Consider the following 17,080-nt stretch of genomic DNA (forward strand, 5'->3'; position numbering starts at 1 on the left):
AAACCTACTTCATGAATTACCGCCATCCGTATGTACAGCCATACTCTTGTTCATTCAGGCAATTACTCCATTTTACTTACCTGTTCAGAAACATGAAAAAAGCCTTTCTGCTAACTGTTTTACTGTGCAGCATCAACTCATTAATTGCACAAAAGAAAATCACCACACTCCGCTTAAAAGCAGGTGATGTAGCCATTCAGGGAAATATGGAGGCAGAAACAATCACAAAGGAATTCAGAAAAGGTCGTTTTGGAGAATGGACATACATTGTACTTGCCTTTGAAAAACCTGTTACAAATACTCAGCAACTTGCATTAAAGGGAATGGGAATTGAATTGTTATCCTACTTACCTGATAATAGCTACCAGGTGAGAATGAAAAGAATGCCCATGTTTTCGCAGCTTTTTGGCACGGGCGTACGGGCAATGATCAACATGCCCGGTTCGGCTAAGCTTGGCCGTGAGTTGAATACGCTGTTGCCGTTGCAGCAACCTCAAACAATATTGTTAATTAATCTTCAATTGCAACAGGGAATAAAATGGAATGAAGTAAAAGAAACACTTGCAGGCTATGAAGTTGTACTCACAAAATCAGATTTCCTTAACCAAGGACTTGCACAGGTGAACATTCCTGCAAAAAATATTACGGCTGTCAGCAACCTACCTTTTGTATCGTTCATGAATGCATCTTTTCTGCAACCGACTCCGCTTAACCAGCGTGAAAGAGGATTATTTGGGTTAACGAATCTTACAAATTCAGAAGTTGCAGGAAGAAATCTGAGCGGACTTGGAACCACAGTAGGTATTGGAGATAATGCAGATCCGGCACATCTAGATAATACAAAAAATGTATTGAACAGAAATCCTTCTTTCATAACAAACAATCATGGACGCATGGTAACAGGTGTTGTTGGTGGCGATGGGCTTATTGAGGAAAGATATAAAGGTGTTGCACCCAGTAGCTTATTGATCGTTGACCTGTATGATTATATACTTACAAAATCTGCAACCTATTTTACTGATTTTGGAATGACAGTTACCAACAATTCTTATTTCACTGGTTTGGCTGGTTGTCCCGGGAACAGTGATTACAATGAATTGAGTGTTTATGTTGATCAACAGATCTATAACAATCCCTTTCTCCAACATATTTTTTCGGCTGGCAACGACGGCGGCCGTACCTGTTCCGGATACCCGATTTCATTCGCAACCATAAAAAGCGGTTACCAGGTTGGTAAGAATGTTCTAGACGTAGCCGATTATCACGTTGGAACTGATGCATTAAATCTCAGTTCAAGCAAAGGACCTGTTGAAGATGGGCGCTTAAAACCAGAAATAACCGCCAGTGGCGTGAGCGTATTTTCAACAAATGCTAACAACACTTATAACCAGGGCTTTGGTACAAGTTTTTCATCTCCATTTGTCGCGGGCGTTTGGGCATTGCTTACCGAACGTTACAAAAAACTGCATGCTAATGCTCTTCCAAAATCTGCTTTATTAAAAGCTGTGCTTTGTAACTCAGCAGATGACAGAGGTAATGCCGGACCAGATTATGGTTATGGGTTTGGGCTTGTGAATTCACGCAGAGCAGTTGAAGTGTTAGAAAATAACCGATACTTCACCGGTACTCTTTCAACTGCCGGCACTTCATCGCAGATCATTGCTGTTCCTGCAAATACCAGGCAGGTAAAAGTATTACTGTACTGGCACGATAAAGAAGCTTCGCCTCTTGCATCAACTGCATTGGTCAACGATCTTGATCTGTCTGTTATTGATGGTGTAACCACTTACCTTCCGTGGATACTTAATCCATCACCTGCAACTGTAAACAATCCAGCAGTGAGAGGAGTTGATCGTATCAATAATATTGAGCAGGTTACAATTGACAATCCCGGTGCAAACATCAGCATTAACGTCAGTGGTTTTAATGTGCCGAATGGTCCGCAGGAATATTTTGTAGTGTATGAATTTTTGAAAGATGAAATTGTTCTTGAACATCCCTATGGCGGAGAACGATTTGTTCCTGGAGTTGAAGAGATCATTAAATGGAATGCAAAAGATAACAGCACAAATGCTTTTACAATTGAAGTATCAGTTGATGATGGTGCTACCTGGAGTATAGTTGATGCAAATGTTCCGGCCGATCAACATCGTTACAGATGGTTTGGCGTTCCCAATACCCCAACAAACAAAGGAAAGGTAAGAGTTTCAAGAAATGGTGGAGGCGCATCCGCTACATCCCCCGGTAACTTCACTATACTAGCTCAGCCGGTGATTACTGCTACTGTGCCATGCGAAGGTTATGTCAATCTATCATGGCCTGCTGTTAGTGGCGCAACAGATTACGAAGTACTGCAGTTAAATGATGGCGCATTCAGTACACTTGGCATAACAACTGCTTCCACTTATCGTGTGAGCGGACTTGATAAAACACAACTCTATTGGTTTACTGTTCGTGCAAGAATAGCCGATTCATTGGGTTTGCGTGCAGTTGCAAGAAGCATCACACCTACGCTTGCTACCGCTTGCACTGCTGCTGAATTTGACAATGACCTCAAAATAGATTCATTACTTTCTCCTGTTCATGGCAGAGAAAATACGAGTATTGGTTTATCGGCAACACAACCAATTACTGTGCGTATTAAAAATCTTGACGATGTTGCAACAAGCAGCACTTATACTGTTTCTTACCAGATCAATGGTGGCGCTGTTGTAACAGAATCTTCATCTGTTTCTATTGCTGCTAATGCAACTGTGAATTATACGTTTGCGGCAACAGCAAACTTATCTGCTCCAGGCATTTACAATATTAAAGTAACGGTAAAGCAAACCGGCGATGCACAAACTGCCAATGACGAATTCACTTATGTCGTGAAGCATATTGCCAACCCGGCAGTGATTCTGCCTTTTGCAGAAACGTTTGAATCAACTGGCAGCGATGAATACAAAACCAATTTCTTTGGATTAACCAATGCAGATCGATTTGATTATTTAAATACTTCCAATGGCAGGTTACGCACATTTGTTAATTCGGGGGTTGCAGTGAACGGAAGTAAAGCTATTACGCTTGATGCGGTAAATTATAATGGTGTATTAGCAGGAAACAGTGTTACAGGCACTATTAATCTCAGCAGTTACACAGCAACACAAGGTTTACGTTTTGATTTCAACTTTAAAAATCACGGACAGTTAAAACAACCGGGTACTGGTGTGTGGATGCGTGGCAGCGATACCCAACCCTGGGTTCTCATGTATAATCTCTCTAACAATCAAGGCAACCCCGGTGAAGTAAAACGTGTAAGTATTAACATCAACGAACTTGGACAAACAGTTAGTTCAAGTTTCCAGGTTCGATTCGATCAGATAAGCAGTACATCAGCCAACAATGCAACGTATGATATTAATGGATATGATCAGGATGATGGATTTACTTTTGATGATATCCGTATTGTGCAGGCAAGTAATGATGTGTTGCTTACACAATTGGTAGCGCCTGATACATTTAATTGCACTCCGGGAAATGCAAACATTACGATCAAAGTAAAAAACACAACAGCTACTACTTTCACAAATGTTCCGGTTTATTACCGTATCAACAATGGAACGGCTGTAGAAGGATCAATACCTTCTTTAGCTGGTAATACAGAACTTGATTATACATTTTCAACGCAAGCCGATCTTTCTGCATTCAAAGCTTATGAAATTGATACATGGGTTCAGTTCAGCGGGGATGATTATCCTGTCAATGATAGTATTAATAATCGCTTTGTTTACAGCAGCCCTGTGATCAGTTCATTCCCTTATCTCGAACGTTTTGATAATTCCAATGGAAACTGGTTTACTGATACACTCAGTTACAGCAGCTGGCGTTGGGGCATGCCTTCTAAAACATTAATGAAGCGTTCAGCCAGCGAAGGAAAAGGTTGGTTCACAACACTCAATAACAGCTATAAACAAAATGAGAATTCGTATCTCTATTCACCCTGTTTCAATTTAAGCAGTTTAACACAGCCGGTGTTAAGCTTCAGTCATATTACGCAGCAAGAAGATAATTGCAATTGTGACTATCACACATTAGAATACAGTACGGACAATGGCAACACCTGGCAACGATTGACTGCAACAAACGGCACCAACTGGTTTGACTCATCCTCTAATCAATCCTGGAAAAAAAGTATTCAGCGTTGGCATGTTTCAAGTACAGAAGTGCCGAATACTTCCAATATCCGCTTCCGTATTTTCCTTTCAAGTGATGAAGCAGCACAATATGAAGGCATTGGTATTGATGACATTCACATTTTTGAAAAAGCAACTATTTATACAGGTGCTGATGTATTAAATATCAATCAAACAGTAAGTGGAAATAACTGGGTGCATTTTAACAGCGGTGGAACAAGAATAGCATCCATCCATCCAATGGGTCAAAATCTTGGCAGCACTGAGGTAAGCGCATACATTAATGCGGGACCTGTTCGCACCATGAATAATCAGTATTACCTTGATCGTAACCTGGTGATCCGTTCAACTATAGCACCAACAGATAGTGTGCTTATACGATTCTATTTTGCAGAACAGGAAGCAAAAGCATTGATCGATGCAACCGGCTGCCCTCTTTGTATCAAACTTACTGATGCATACCTGGCGGCAGTTACAAAATATAACGGTAGCGCTTCTTTTGAAAATGGAGTATTGAATGATGGAGCCGATGGTACATTCCAATTTATTGATTCCGGGAAAGTAGATGTAGTACCATTCAACAATGGTTATTATGCTGAGTTTAAAGTGAAGAGTTTCTCTGAATTCTGGATCAATGCAGTTGACATGGGACTTACTCAAACAGTAACCGATGTGAATGATATAACCAATGCCGGCATCTTTATTAAAAATGTTTACACCGATGATGCCGGGGGGTTGTTCATTAATGCAGGTAATAAAACACAGATCCGTGAAATGAATATCCGTATTGTAAACGCCATGGGCCAGGAAGTCATGAGCAAACAAACCTCTTATTCAGATACAAGGCTCAACATCAACAACCTTTCAAGTGGCATCTATTTTGTTGAGATAAGAGACAGAAAAGGTAAAGAACAGTTCGTGAAAAAGATTGTGAGAACTTCAAACTAAATAATGCAGGAGGTCTGCAAAAAGAAAGTCCCCCGTTAGTACGGGGGACTTTCTTTTGTATGTTGTTGCAAGTTTTAACCGATTTTTCCGAGAGGTATTTTTCTTACTTTTTCATCTTCTTCCTCATCGATGTGTGAAACAGGATAAGGAATTTTTGCTTTTTCCAATGTTTCAGCTAATTGTTTATTGGTTTTTGCAAAGTGAAGTATTTCCTTGTGCGCCGCCAACATCTCATCTTCCAGTTCCAGTATCCTCTTTTCTTTCGACATCACTTGCTTTTTACCGATCCTGATTCCAATAAAGCCAACAACAAGCATAATTGCTGCGAAGAGAATTACATGGATTTCAAGGGTCGATTGTGTTATGCCGAATATTCCACCTAATGTGAAACCGAAGATTTCAAGGGTTAATTGAGTAAGGTTCATTTGTTCCTTTGTTTTGTTCTCAACTTCATCGTCAGGAAACGATTTTATTGATTTGGGTATACAATTAAATTATGTATAAGTTGTTTATCGACGGCAAATTAGTTCACTTTCGCCAACTATGCAACTGTATTGAGGATAAATTGTTTAACGGCTGATAAAGGGATGCGTTCCTGCTGCAATGTATCCCTGTTCCGGATGGTTACGGTATTGTCTTCTTTTGTCTGATGATCGACCGTTACACAAAAAGGCGTTCCAATGGCATCCTGTCTGCGATAACGCTTGCCGATGGTATCCTTTTCCTCGTAAAAACAGTGGAAATGAGGACGACACTCGTCCATCAGTTGTCCCGCAATCTCCGGCAGACCATCTTTTTTGGTTAGTGGGAAAACCGCCAGCTTAATGGGGGCAATTTTCACGGGCAAACGCAGAACAGTCCTGGTTTCCGTCTTTCCTTCTTCGGCAGTAGGTACTTCTTCCTCGTGGTAAGAATTGCTCAAAACGGTCAGGAACAAACGATCCAGCCCAACCGACGTCTCCACGACATACGGGATATAGTTACCAAAAGGTTTCCCCTCAGCATTCAGATCGTTATCGAAATACTGCATTTTCTTTTTGCTGAATTCCTGGTGGCGGCGCAGATCGTAGTCGGTACGGGAGTGGATTCCCTCCAGCTCCTTCCAGCCAAACGGGAATTCAAATTCAATATCAACAGCAGCGTTGGCGTAGTGTGCCAACTTAATATGATCGTGAAAGCGGAGTTTTTCAGCAGGAAGCCCCAAATCTTTATGCCACTGTAATCGGGTTTCTTTCCATTTTGCATACCAATCGAGTTCGGTGCCGGGACGAACGAAGAACTGCATTTCCATTTGCTCAAACTCCCGCATGCGGAAAATGAATTGGCGTGCAACGATCTCGTTACGGAAAGCCTTACCAGTTTGGGCAATACCAAACGGAATTTTCATCCTTCCGCTTTTTTGCACATTCAGGAAGTTTACGAATATACCTTGCGCCGTTTCCGGACGCAGGTACACAATATTATCTTCGGGATTATCGCTTGATACCGCTCCAAACTCGGTAGAGAACATGAGGTTGAACTGGCGCACATCGGTCCAGTTAGCTGTACCACTTACCGAACATTTGATCTTGTTTTCTTCAATTAATTGTTTGATCCCCACAAAATCATCTGCTGCTAACAACTGTTCCATTTTGGCGATCAATGCAGCACTTTCAGCATCAGAAAGTGTTTCTGCATGTGCTTCAATAAGATGATCGACACGGTAACGCTTTTTGCTGTCTTTGTTATCGATCATGGGATCGCTGAAATTATCAACGTGACCACTGGCTTTCCAGGTGGTGGGGTGCATAAAGATAGCCGCATCAATACCAACAATATTATCGTGTAGCTGGGTCATGCTTTTCCACCAGAAATCACGGATGTTCTTTTTCAATTGTGCACCTAACTGACCATAATCGTACACTGCACTTAAGCCATCATAAATTTCAGATGACTGGAAAATATAACCATACTCTTTTGAGTGGGAGATAATGTTTGCAAAAAGCTTCTCGTTCGCCATGTTCGCTGTTTTTGAAGGTGTGCAAAGATAAGTGTTTGAAGGCGCAAGACGAAAGGAACAGGAAACAAGAAAGAAAATCGAACATCTACATTCCAAAGCACAAGAGTTATTTCAACTTTTCATTCTCCTGATGCCGGTTCGCATCACGGATATTTTTCTTTTCAAAATTCTTCTGCAGTGCTTCGGTTAAATCAACACCGGTTTGATTGGCGAGACAAATTAACACCCACAGTACATCCGCCATTTCATCACTGATCTCTTTGCCCTTGTCAGTTTCTTTAAATGATTGTTCACCATACTTGCGCACCATCAACCTCGACAACTCTCCTACTTCTTCCATCAAAATACCCAGATTGGTAAGCTCATTAAAATAACGAACACCAACGGTTTTGATCCATTGGTCAACATCAGCTTGCGCTTGTTTAATTGTAATGTCTGCACTCATGTCATTTTCAAATTTTCAAATTAAACAATTCTCAATTTATTCTTTGTTCTTCGAATCGATCACAATTGTTACCGGTCCATCGTTCAACAATTCCACTTTCATATCAGCACCAAAAATGCCGGTCTGTACTTTTTTGCCGAGATCGGTTTCCAGTTGAGCGATCATTTTTTCATATATCGGTATAGCAAAATCAGGTTTACTGGCTTTAATGTAGGAAGGGCGGTTACCTTTCTTGGTTGATGCATGTAAGGTAAACTGGCTAACCAAAAGAATATCTCCATCAACATCTTTCACACTCAAATTCATCACGCCATTTTCATCATCAAAAACACGCAGGTTCACAATTTTGCTGCTGAGCCATTCAATATCTTCTGACGTATCAGCATCTTCAACACCCATCAATACCAACAATCCTTTCTGAATAGAACCTGTTATGTTTCCATCAACTTTAACAGAGGCAAAAGCCGTTCGTTGCAGTACCGCTCTCATATTTCGTTCAATTGGTTGTAAATTCGATCACCGAAAATACAACGCTTCGGTTTGATGCATGATAAAAGATGTGAGTAATGAAATTCAGTTCCAAACGGCACGCAGTGGTGGTGCCGGCGGACAAAATGTAAACAAGGTGGAAACCATGGTGATGGGCTATTGGCATATTGCATCGTCTGCACTTGTAACTGATCAGCAAAAAACATTATTGCTGGAAAAACTCAGCAACCGTATTAATAAGGAAGGAACGCTCATTGTGAAAAGCCAGGTGCACCGCAGTCAGCAGGCAAACAAACAGGAAGTGATCGAAAAGATCAATCAACTTATCTCCATTGCACTTACACCCAAGAAAGCAAGAATTGCCAGCAAGCCTTCAAAAGCTTCAAAAGAACGGCGTATTGAAGCGAAGAAAAAGATAAGTGAGCATAAACAAAGCCGGCAGAAAATCCGATTATCTGATTACTGATACATGCAAACACACAAAAGCATCCTGTTTATTATCTTTTCCATTGTACTTGTTACTTGGATGATAGAAGGCTGCCGTAAAAACAACCTGGAACTAACGGCTTACCCTGTGCAAATACCTGCTCATTTTCCTGCAACAGATTATTATCAACGCAACCCCATCAGTAAAGAAGGTTTTGAATTAGGCCGACGTTTGTTTTACGACAATCGGTTTTCAGTTGATGGAAGTATTTCCTGCGGTTCCTGTCACCAACAGGTGGCGGCATTTGGCACTTATGATCATGATCTGAGCCATGGCGTAAATGGCTCACACGGCATACGTAATGCTATGAGTTTATTCAATCTTGCCTGGCGAACTTCGTATGGCTGGGATGGGAAATATACATCGCTTGATGCGGTATATGCAGCACATATCAATAGCCCGATTGAATTTGGTGAAACCATTGGCAGCATCATTAATAAATTAAAAACCGACAGCCGTTATCAGCAGGAGTTTAAAAAGGTATACGGCTCAAGTTATATCAGCGAGCCACGCATCTTCAATGCATTAACACAATTTGTGAGTGCATTCATCAGCAGTGCAACAAAATATGATTCGGTAAAACAAAACCTCAAGACGTTTACTGCAAGTGAACAGGCAGGTTATACTGTGTTTCTCAATAAGTGTAACAGTTGCCATGCAGAGCCGCTGTTCACAGATTTTTCTTACCGCAACATTGGATTACCGCTAAATACGTTCAATGATAAAGGAAGAATAACGATCACAGGCAATAAAGCAGATTCATTAAAATTTCGTGTGCCATCGTTGCGGAATTTGTTTAAGAGTTATCCTTTTCTGCACGATGGCAGGTTTATTGGTTTTGAACAGATCTTTGATCATTACCAATCGGGTGTGCAACAAAGTGCAACTCTTGATCCATTACTTACAAACGGCATTCCACTTTCAGCTGCTGAACGAACCGCATTGGTTGATTTCTTCCGCACATTAACCGATAACAATTTTACATCTAACAGCAACTTTGCTGCCCCTCAATAAAAAAGCCCCCGATACATCGGGGGCTTTTGCTTTATGCTGATTTGCGTCTTGCTCTTAATACATCCAACGCTTTTTTCTGATTCTCTACTTCACTTTTTTGTTTTTCGATATTCTTTTTGTTTTCTTCAATATCGTCCTGCAGTTTCTTCAGTCGCTTTTCAAGGCTGCCACTTTCATCTTCGTAGTCCCTTAGCTTCTTTTCGTTCGACTTCACTTTATCTTCCTGGCTTTTGATCTCTACTTCCAAAGCTTGCGCTTCAGCTAAAGGAATAAATCCAAGACAATATTGTTTGATCTTGGCAATAAACACAGCGTCATCTGTGCCCTTTACATAGTTTTCGTAACCACGTGAAACAATAAAATATACATTGCTCTCATCCTTTTCCTTACGGCTCTTACGTTCTACTTTTAATAAAATATCAAATGTTTCATCACTGATCTCAGGAATACGTACAGCTTTGTAAGTGTACACATCTTTACTTTCTTTAGCACTATAGCCCATTTGGCTGAATTTTTGCCGTATGGCATCTTCTGTTATTGAAGCAGAATATGGCACTTCCGTGATCATGGCCGGGATCTTTTTCTTTTGCCACTCAAGTTCACCATAAGCTTGCGCACCTGCATACATCGTAACCAATAAACAGGCAAGTAAAGTGTAGATTTGTTTTTTCATCTGTTTCGTTTTTATTAGTAATTATTTGTCAGATGTTATTCGCCATTAAAATTATCTTCGTTTAGGGTATAAATTACTCAATAATTTTTATGGCTCATTTGATAACATTCAGTTTTGTGGTACTAAGATAAAAAACAACCCTAATGTGTTGCATTAACATCGAAATATGTTTACCTATTTTTGAAGAATCTTAATTTCGTTTCCTTGAGCAGCGTTAAAAAATTAGCCGGACAAACAATTTGGTATGGATTCAGCAGCATTTTCGGAAGATTTCTGAACTATCTTCTTACACCTTTGCTTGCCACTATTTTTGCTTCTGCCGATTATGGTAAGATCACTACACTGTTCGCCATTGCGGCATTTCTGAATATCTTATTCACTTATGGTCTTGAAACAGCTTATTTCCGCTTTGCGTCGAAAGAACCGGAAAGCAAAGTGTATAACACTGCTGTTACATCCATTTTTATTACAACAGCCATCCTCACTATTTTGTTCCTGTTCTTCAGCAAAGCCATTGCCGGCTTTCTTGAAATACCCAAACAACCGGAGTATGTGCGGTGGGTGATGTGGATCGTAGCTCTTGATACATTGGCTGTGCTTCCGTTTTCGAAACTCCGGTTTGAAGGCCGACCGAGAAAGTTTGCTGGTATTAAGATCCTGAACATTCTCATTAATGTTGGGCTTGTACTTTTCTTTTTGGTTGTTTGTAAGAATGCTGAAAAAGGAACTTTCTTTTCAGTATTGTACAGTCCAAAAATTGGATTAGGCTATGTAATACTTGCTAACCTTGCAGCAAGTGCAGTTACGTTGGTTCTGCTTTCAAAGGAATTATTCAGTTTCCGTTTTACAATTGATAAAACTTTCTGGAAAGAACTGATGACCTATAGCTGGCCCTTGATCATTGTGGGTTTAGGTGGTATGGTGAATGAACTCATTGATCGATTTATGATCCTGAAGCTCTATCCCGGTTCAACAGAAGAAGCCTACTCTCAAAGCGGTATTTATGGCGCCAACTATAAACTGGCGGTTTTGATCGTGTTATTCATACAGGCATTTCGCTTAGGAGCAGAACCTTTCTTTTTCAAACAATCAACGCAGGAAAATGCACAACGCACTTATGCAAGAGTGATGAAGTTTTTTGTGATCGCCTGTTGTTTTTGCTTTTTAGGTGTGGTGTTATTTTTAGATATCTGGAAATATTTTATGGGCCGCAGCCACCCCGAATACTGGACAGGTTTGGCAGTAGTACCTATCCTGATGTTGGCAAAACTGTTTCTTGGTGTGTATTACAATTTATCGGTGTGGTATAAACTTACCAACCAGAATTTGGTTGGTGCATGGATCACGTTAGGTGGTGCAGCCATTACTGTGATCATTAATTTCTTGTTGATTCCTGTAATTGGCTATATGGCTTGTGCCATTGCCACCATTTGCTGTTATGGTTTCATGATGATTGTTTCCTACAGGTTAGGACAAAAATATTATCCCGTTCCTTATCCTTGGAAAAAACTCACCGCTTATGTAGTGATTTGTGTTTTACTGTTTGGGTTACATGAACTAGCAACTTATTTTATTGAATCAATGTGGTTCAGTCATTTATTTGGACTGGCTTTGATACTGGCGTTTGGATTATTCATTTTACGGATCGAACGCAAAGAATTACAAAAGCTGCCCTTCGTTGGAAAATTCATTTCTGCCACCTAAGTTCAAACCAAGAAAGGATTGTTTCTCTTTTCATAACCAATTGTTGTAGCCGGGCCATGGCCGCTGTACACCATTGTTTCATCGGGCAATACAAAAAGTTTTGTCCGGATGCTGTTGATGAGTGTATCATAATCACCACCCGGCAAATCGGTACGGCCGATACTTTGTCTGAACAATACATCGCCGCCAATCACAAAATGCTGCGCCTCGCAATAAAAACAAACATGGCCAGGCGCATGTCCCGGGGTGAACAACACCGTTAGTTTATCATCGCCCATTTCTATTTCATCGCCTTCGTTCAACCAATGCAACGGACCGTTGTAATTATCAAACGGCAGGTTCCACATTAAACCACTGGCAGGGGCAAAGTCTAATACCTGCTTTTCGTTGGCATGCAAGTGCAGTTCCAAACCAAAAGTTTCGTAGATCCATTTGTTGCCAAATACATGGTCGAGATGACAGTGTGTGTTAAGCAACTGTATGGGTTGTAATTCCGTTTGTTCAAGAAAAGAAGCCAGTTCATCACGTTCTTCTTCAAAATAACAGCCGGGGTCGATAATGAAGGCCTTCTTTTGTTCGTTATAGAGAATATATGTGTTCTCCTGAACGGGGCTGAATGTAAAAGCTTTAACAGTGAACATGGATTGATTTTTGTACTTTTAAATGTCGGTTTTCCCAAACCTGATTCTCTAAATGATATAACACGAAAATATGCGAATTCAAGTGAACGGTTTTCTTCGTCTTACGGCAACAGTATCATTCATCTTTCTTTTATTCCTGAACCATGCTTCTGCGCAGGTAAACATGGTGGAGTTCGGGAAAAACCGGGTTCAGCACACCAAATTCAAATGGAGTTTTTACCAAAGCCCCAATTTCAACGTTCATTACAACATTAATGGATTGGAGCTGGCGAAGTTTGCCACGCAGGTAGCCGAAGAAGAACTTCCCACGCTTGAAGATTTTATTGAATTCGGTATTCAACGCAGGATGAACATTGTTCTCTACAACAACTTCAATGACTATAAACAATCGAATATTGGTATTGGTCTCGATATTCCTAATGCCGGCGGTTTAACCAAACTGGTGAATAATAAAATGGTGGTGTATTACAATGGCGATCATAACGACCTCCGCCGCCAGATACGTGAAGGCATAGCCAAAGTGTTGGTAGAAAGTATGCTGTTTGGAGATGATCTCGGTGAGTTTGCACAAAACCAGGCGTTGCTCGATCTTCCAAAATGGATGACCGATGGTTACATTTCTTATGCGGCTGAAAACTGGAGCACCAAACTCGATAACGAATTAAAAAGTGCCATGATTGGTGCTGATTATAAAAGTTTTTATCATTTCGCTTACGAGCAACCACGTTTGGCTGGTCATGCCTTCTGGTATTATATCGAAGAAAAATACCGTCGTGAGAACGTAACATATTTGCTTTATTTGAGCCGTATTTACAAAAACGTAAACAGGGCTACACAAACCGTTGCCAAGAAAAAGCTGAAAGATGTATTGAAAGATTTCATGCTATACAACCGTGATAAATATTTTAAAGACATCCGTGCAAGAAGAAATGTACCAAGCGGACGATTAACTGTTCCAAAAGAAATTGGCAAGAACGATTATTTCCGCTTCCAGGCAAATCCGAATCCAAAAAGTTTTACTTACGCAGTTGTTGAATACCGCAAAGGACAAACAAGAGTGATTCTGAATGAGAATTTCATTTCAGAAAAAGTATTGTGGAAGAGCGGTGTTCGTAACCTTGAAGAAAAACCAAATCCAAATTATCCATTGCTGGCATGGGATCCAAAAGGAACACGCATTGCTATGATCGTTTGGGAAAAAGGAAAAGTATTGTTGAATGTGTACGATGCATTCCGCCGTATTAAAACAGTGAAGAATGTTGAACTTCCGTTTGAGCAGGTGAATGATATGCAATACATGCTCGATCCAAATACATTGGTGATGAGTGCGGTGAAAGGCGGGCAAAGTGATGTGTTCGTTTATAAGATCGACAAACAAACTGCAGAACAGGTAACCAATGATGTGTATGATGATCTTGACGCAAGCTTTGTGGCTTTCCCTAACAAAACAGGTATCATCTTCTCAAGTAACCGTCCTTCACCAAACGCTCCTACAGGTGATACCGTATTACCAAAAGAACGTTACAACGTTTTCCTCATTGATAACTGGAACAAATCAGAATTCAAACAAATATCGCAGCTCAGCAATATCAAGTATGGTAATGCCCGCTTCCCAACACAATACAACATGAATCACTTCACGTTCATTAGTGATGAAAATGGTATTGGTAACCGTTGGGCAGGCTTCTTCAGCACTACGGCTGCCGGTTTAGATACCGTCTTCCAGGTGGGTGATGAAATATTACGTAATCCCGAACCAAAAGAACTTGATTCAACACTGAAAGCATGGAACAAACAGGAACCTGATTCAATATTTACATTCCGTGTAACGGATGACAGCTCCTATACTTTCCCAATGAGTAATTACCAAAGCAGTGTATTGGAAACACGCATTGCCGGTGATAACGGGCAGGTAACAGAAGTAAACCGTCAAGGTGAATTTAAATTCCTGTATAAATTAAAGGTGGATGAAAATACCTTGCGTAAACGTAATGTAAATGCAAGACCAACCGAGTACATCAAACGGATGACAAGGCTCGATAAGATCGCTGGCGAAAACACACAGAACAGAACCGATATTGTTGACAGTACTACTTCTCAAAAACCTGCAACAGATTTCTTTGAAACAGAATTCAAGAACGATTCTATTCAGCCTGGCGAAAAACTGATGGGTGCAAAAAAACAAAGCCAGGAAGAAGTGTTGGCCCGTATGCGCCTGTTCCCTTATACCAAGAAATATTTTGTTGATAACGTTACTACCAATTTTGCATCGAACGGTGCTCTTCTTATCAATCGTTTTCAACCATACTCAGGTGCCAGTGGCCCTGTAAATCTTGGTAACGGCAATCCATTGAATGCTATGACAAGAGTAGGTGCAATGGAGTTTTTAGAAGATTATAAATTCAGCGGTGCTTTCCGTGTCAACTATGGTTTACAGGATAATGAGGTTTTCATGCGGTTCGATAACCTTAAACGTCGTATCGATTGGGGGTTATCTTATTATCGTGCAGCTGCTACTAACGTTACACTGCAAACTTCAGGAGGAATATTTCCTGTAAAGACATTCAACAGTATTTACCAGGTGAATGTTGCATATCCATTGAATGAAGTGCAACGGATTCAGGTTATTGGTGGTATACGCAGAGATGTGTTTGTTGTTAAAAGTGATGATGCGGTACCGGGCTCATTAGCTGAACCTGATTATGATGAAAATTTTGCAATGGGAAGAGTTGAGTTTGTACATGACAATACGATCAATCCTGTTACAAATATCTGGCATGGCTTCCGTGCAAAAGGCTGGGTTGAAATGTTTAACCGTTTAGGTGGAAATTATTCTGAACGCCCTGGTGATCTAACATTTAATTTCGGATTTGATGCAAGGCATTACCTGCGCATCTATCGCAACTTTATCTGGGCTGTTCGTGGTGCTGCAGATGTATCGTGGGGTGATAACAAATTTATCTATTACCTCGGTGGTACGGATGGCTGGTTAATGTTTGGCCCGAATCAAGTTACAAGAAACGGGGTAACCAAAGAACGTTACTTCAATACAGCAAATAAGCCTGCCCAGGATCAGAGTTATGTATATGAATCATTAGCTGTAAACCTGCGTGGATTCACACAAAATGCAGCGAACGGAAACAATGCACTTGTGATAAACAGTGAACTTCGTTTGCCTGTGTTTACAACCTTCTTTAATAAACCGATCAACAATGCTTTCCTCCGCAATTTCCAATTAACTCAGTTTATTGATCTTGGTACTGCATGGAATGGACGTTATGATAAGATCGGCAGACCTGAAGTAACTTATACTGATGTTTCAAATCCCAACAGCCCTGTATCTGTTACAATTAAAGCGCCTGGTATTGGTCCTTTCCTTGGCAGTTATGGTTTTGGTGCAAGAAGTACGTTGCTTGGTTACTTCATCCGGTACGATGCAGGTTGGCAAATGAATGGTTTCTTTAAAGGAAAACCAATCATGCATGTATCACTCGGTCTTGATTTTTAAACTTAGTTTTTGTTTGATAAAAATGCCTGCTCACTGAAATGAGCAGGCATTTTTTTGAGTGTTTCATAGATCAGCAAAAGCACAACTGCAAAAAGAATTGTTACCGCCCACACACGTGGATGTGATGCCGGTGAAATAACCTTCGACAAAATTCCCTGCGCCAGATCAAGTGGCTGCGTTATCAAGTGCCAACTGTTATAACGATCATACCTGCCGAGATAAATACCAAAGCCGCAAAGCACAAAAAAACTTAAGATCATTGGCCTCACCTGCACAACTGAAAAACGTTTCAACAGCAGTTGCTCAATATTCCGCAATGAATATAATCCCATGAGTAAACCGTTCCAGGCTGCCATAAACAACAACACAAGATCATAATACAACGGAACCCCTGCCCTTTCCTGCAAATGAAAAAGATCGGTGATGAGATAAGGTGAATTGGGGAAGAACAATAACCACAAACTGAACAGCAATACATTCCTCATTGAAAATTTAGAATCCCTGATCATGCTGCTGAACAGTAAGGGTAACCATGCAAGGAAAAGATTCCATGGAATGAAGAGAAAAAGAAAACTTCCGGTGTACCACACACGAAACACATAAAGTAAAAACGAGAAACCAACCGAGCAGATCAAGATGTTTTTCATACTCAAAAAAGTAAAATGAGTTTAGGAAGAAAAATAATGAGCGCCACTACTAGGCTGCCCAATGCTGTTACCAATACCGCAGCGGCAGCGATGTCTTTTATTTGTTTAATGGCGGGATGTTGTTCTGCTGTTACATGATTGCATAATTTTTCAATGGCTGTATTGATCAGTTCCATCGCAATCACAGAACAAATACATAATACGATCATTCCCCACTCTGCTGCAGCTATCTTGAAATAAAAACCGGCTACTGTAACAAGAAGTGCAGCAACAACATGTATCCGCATATTGAACTCACTCCCGAAAGCATTAGCCAATCCTCTGAACGCATAATAGAATGATCGCATAAT

12 protein-coding genes and 1 pseudogene are annotated in these 17,080 nt (G+C 40.6%); 5 read left to right on the forward strand and 8 right to left on the reverse strand.

The genetic code is table 11. The features are described 5' to 3' along the window. Positions 1 to 11: 11 nt before the first annotated feature. Positions 12 to 5,123: a S8 family serine peptidase gene (locus tag H4075_RS18760; RefSeq protein WP_182802353.1), complete on the forward strand. Its 5,112-nt coding sequence runs from the start codon at positions 12 to 14 to the stop codon at positions 5,121 to 5,123. A 74-nt stretch (positions 5,124 to 5,197) separates the two neighbouring features. Here H4075_RS18760 and H4075_RS18765 read toward each other — a convergent pair whose 3' ends face one another. From H4075_RS18765 to dtd, 4 genes are all read right to left on the reverse strand, one after another. Then, positions 5,198 to 5,548, reverse strand: coding sequence for a hypothetical protein (locus tag H4075_RS18765; RefSeq protein WP_182802354.1), 351 nt, complete (start codon positions 5,546 to 5,548; stop codon positions 5,198 to 5,200). Positions 5,549 to 5,664: 116 nt separating this feature from the next. Beyond that, the gene (locus H4075_RS18770; protein WP_182802355.1) at positions 5,665 to 7,122 is read right to left on the reverse strand and encodes a glycine--tRNA ligase; all 1,458 of its coding nucleotides are present in this window, start codon (positions 7,120 to 7,122) and stop codon (positions 5,665 to 5,667) included. A gap of 106 nt (positions 7,123 to 7,228) precedes the next feature. Further along, positions 7,229 to 7,567 (reverse strand): nucleotide pyrophosphohydrolase, encoded by a 339-nt coding sequence (locus H4075_RS18775; RefSeq protein ID WP_182802356.1) that lies wholly within the window; start codon positions 7,565 to 7,567, stop codon positions 7,229 to 7,231. A gap of 36 nt (positions 7,568 to 7,603) precedes the next feature. Beyond that, the gene (dtd, locus tag H4075_RS18780) at positions 7,604 to 8,056 is read right to left on the reverse strand and encodes a D-aminoacyl-tRNA deacylase (RefSeq protein ID WP_182802357.1); all 453 of its coding nucleotides are present in this window, start codon (positions 8,054 to 8,056) and stop codon (positions 7,604 to 7,606) included. Positions 8,057 to 8,135: 79 nt separating this feature from the next. Between dtd and arfB the strand changes: the two are divergent. Next, positions 8,136 to 8,522 (forward strand): annotated as a pseudogene (arfB, locus tag H4075_RS18785) (alternative ribosome rescue aminoacyl-tRNA hydrolase ArfB); the annotation flags it as partial. Positions 8,523 to 8,525: 3 nt separating this feature from the next. After that, the gene (locus H4075_RS18790) at positions 8,526 to 9,557 is read left to right on the forward strand and encodes a cytochrome-c peroxidase (RefSeq protein ID WP_182802359.1); all 1,032 of its coding nucleotides are present in this window, start codon (positions 8,526 to 8,528) and stop codon (positions 9,555 to 9,557) included. Between the two features lie 31 nt (positions 9,558 to 9,588). Here H4075_RS18790 and H4075_RS18795 read toward each other — a convergent pair whose 3' ends face one another. Then, positions 9,589 to 10,230 (reverse strand): hypothetical protein, encoded by a 642-nt coding sequence (locus H4075_RS18795; RefSeq protein WP_182802360.1) that lies wholly within the window; start codon positions 10,228 to 10,230, stop codon positions 9,589 to 9,591. 204 nt (positions 10,231 to 10,434) lie between these two features. Here H4075_RS18795 and H4075_RS18800 point away from each other — a divergent pair, with 204 nt between their 5' ends. Beyond that, a complete protein-coding gene (locus H4075_RS18800) occupies positions 10,435 to 11,934 on the forward strand; it encodes an oligosaccharide flippase family protein (RefSeq protein ID WP_255460234.1) in 1,500 nt (499 codons plus the stop codon). A 2-nt stretch (positions 11,935 to 11,936) separates the two neighbouring features. On the opposite strand, the gene H4075_RS18805 is transcribed toward H4075_RS18800, so the two are convergent. Further along, positions 11,937 to 12,575, reverse strand: coding sequence for an MBL fold metallo-hydrolase (locus tag H4075_RS18805; protein ID WP_182802361.1), 639 nt, complete (start codon positions 12,573 to 12,575; stop codon positions 11,937 to 11,939). A gap of 70 nt (positions 12,576 to 12,645) precedes the next feature. On the opposite strand from H4075_RS18805, the gene H4075_RS18810 reads away from it, so the two are divergent. Continuing rightward, the gene (locus H4075_RS18810; RefSeq protein WP_182802362.1) at positions 12,646 to 16,083 is read left to right on the forward strand and encodes a hypothetical protein; all 3,438 of its coding nucleotides are present in this window, start codon (positions 12,646 to 12,648) and stop codon (positions 16,081 to 16,083) included. Between the two features lie 2 nt (positions 16,084 to 16,085). Here H4075_RS18810 and H4075_RS18815 read toward each other — a convergent pair whose 3' ends face one another. Further along, positions 16,086 to 16,730, reverse strand: coding sequence for a DUF1361 domain-containing protein (locus H4075_RS18815; RefSeq protein ID WP_182802363.1), 645 nt, complete (start codon positions 16,728 to 16,730; stop codon positions 16,086 to 16,088). Positions 16,731 to 16,732: 2 nt separating this feature from the next. Next, positions 16,733 to 17,077 (reverse strand): diacylglycerol kinase family protein, encoded by a 345-nt coding sequence (locus tag H4075_RS18820; RefSeq protein ID WP_182802364.1) that lies wholly within the window; start codon positions 17,075 to 17,077, stop codon positions 16,733 to 16,735. Positions 17,078 to 17,080: the final 3 nt, after the last annotated feature.

Origin of the sequence: Lacibacter sediminis, from assembly GCF_014168535.1 — a bacterium.
GTDB lineage: Bacteria > Bacteroidota > Bacteroidia > Chitinophagales > Chitinophagaceae > Lacibacter > Lacibacter sediminis.

Bases quoted from the DNA above. Each gene is read 5' to 3' on its own strand.
- H4075_RS18760 (WP_182802353.1), top strand. From the start codon at position 12: ATGAATTACCGCCATCCGTATGTACAGCCATACTCTTGTTCATTCAGG.
- H4075_RS18765 (WP_182802354.1), bottom strand. From the start codon at position 5,548: ATGAACCTTACTCAATTAACCCTTGAAATCTTCGGTTTCACATTAGGT.
- H4075_RS18770 (WP_182802355.1), bottom strand. From the start codon at position 7,122: ATGGCGAACGAGAAGCTTTTTGCAAACATTATCTCCCACTCAAAAGAG.
- H4075_RS18775 (WP_182802356.1), bottom strand. From the start codon at position 7,567: ATGAGTGCAGACATTACAATTAAACAAGCGCAAGCTGATGTTGACCAA.
- dtd (WP_182802357.1), bottom strand. From the start codon at position 8,056: ATGAGAGCGGTACTGCAACGAACGGCTTTTGCCTCTGTTAAAGTTGAT.
- H4075_RS18790 (WP_182802359.1), top strand. From the start codon at position 8,526: ATGCAAACACACAAAAGCATCCTGTTTATTATCTTTTCCATTGTACTT.
- H4075_RS18795 (WP_182802360.1), bottom strand. From the start codon at position 10,230: ATGAAAAAACAAATCTACACTTTACTTGCCTGTTTATTGGTTACGATG.
- H4075_RS18805 (WP_182802361.1), bottom strand. From the start codon at position 12,575: ATGTTCACTGTTAAAGCTTTTACATTCAGCCCCGTTCAGGAGAACACA.
- H4075_RS18810 (WP_182802362.1), top strand. From the start codon at position 12,646: ATGCGAATTCAAGTGAACGGTTTTCTTCGTCTTACGGCAACAGTATCA.
- H4075_RS18815 (WP_182802363.1), bottom strand. From the start codon at position 16,730: ATGAAAAACATCTTGATCTGCTCGGTTGGTTTCTCGTTTTTACTTTAT.
- H4075_RS18820 (WP_182802364.1), bottom strand. From the start codon at position 17,077: ATGCGATCATTCTATTATGCGTTCAGAGGATTGGCTAATGCTTTCGGG.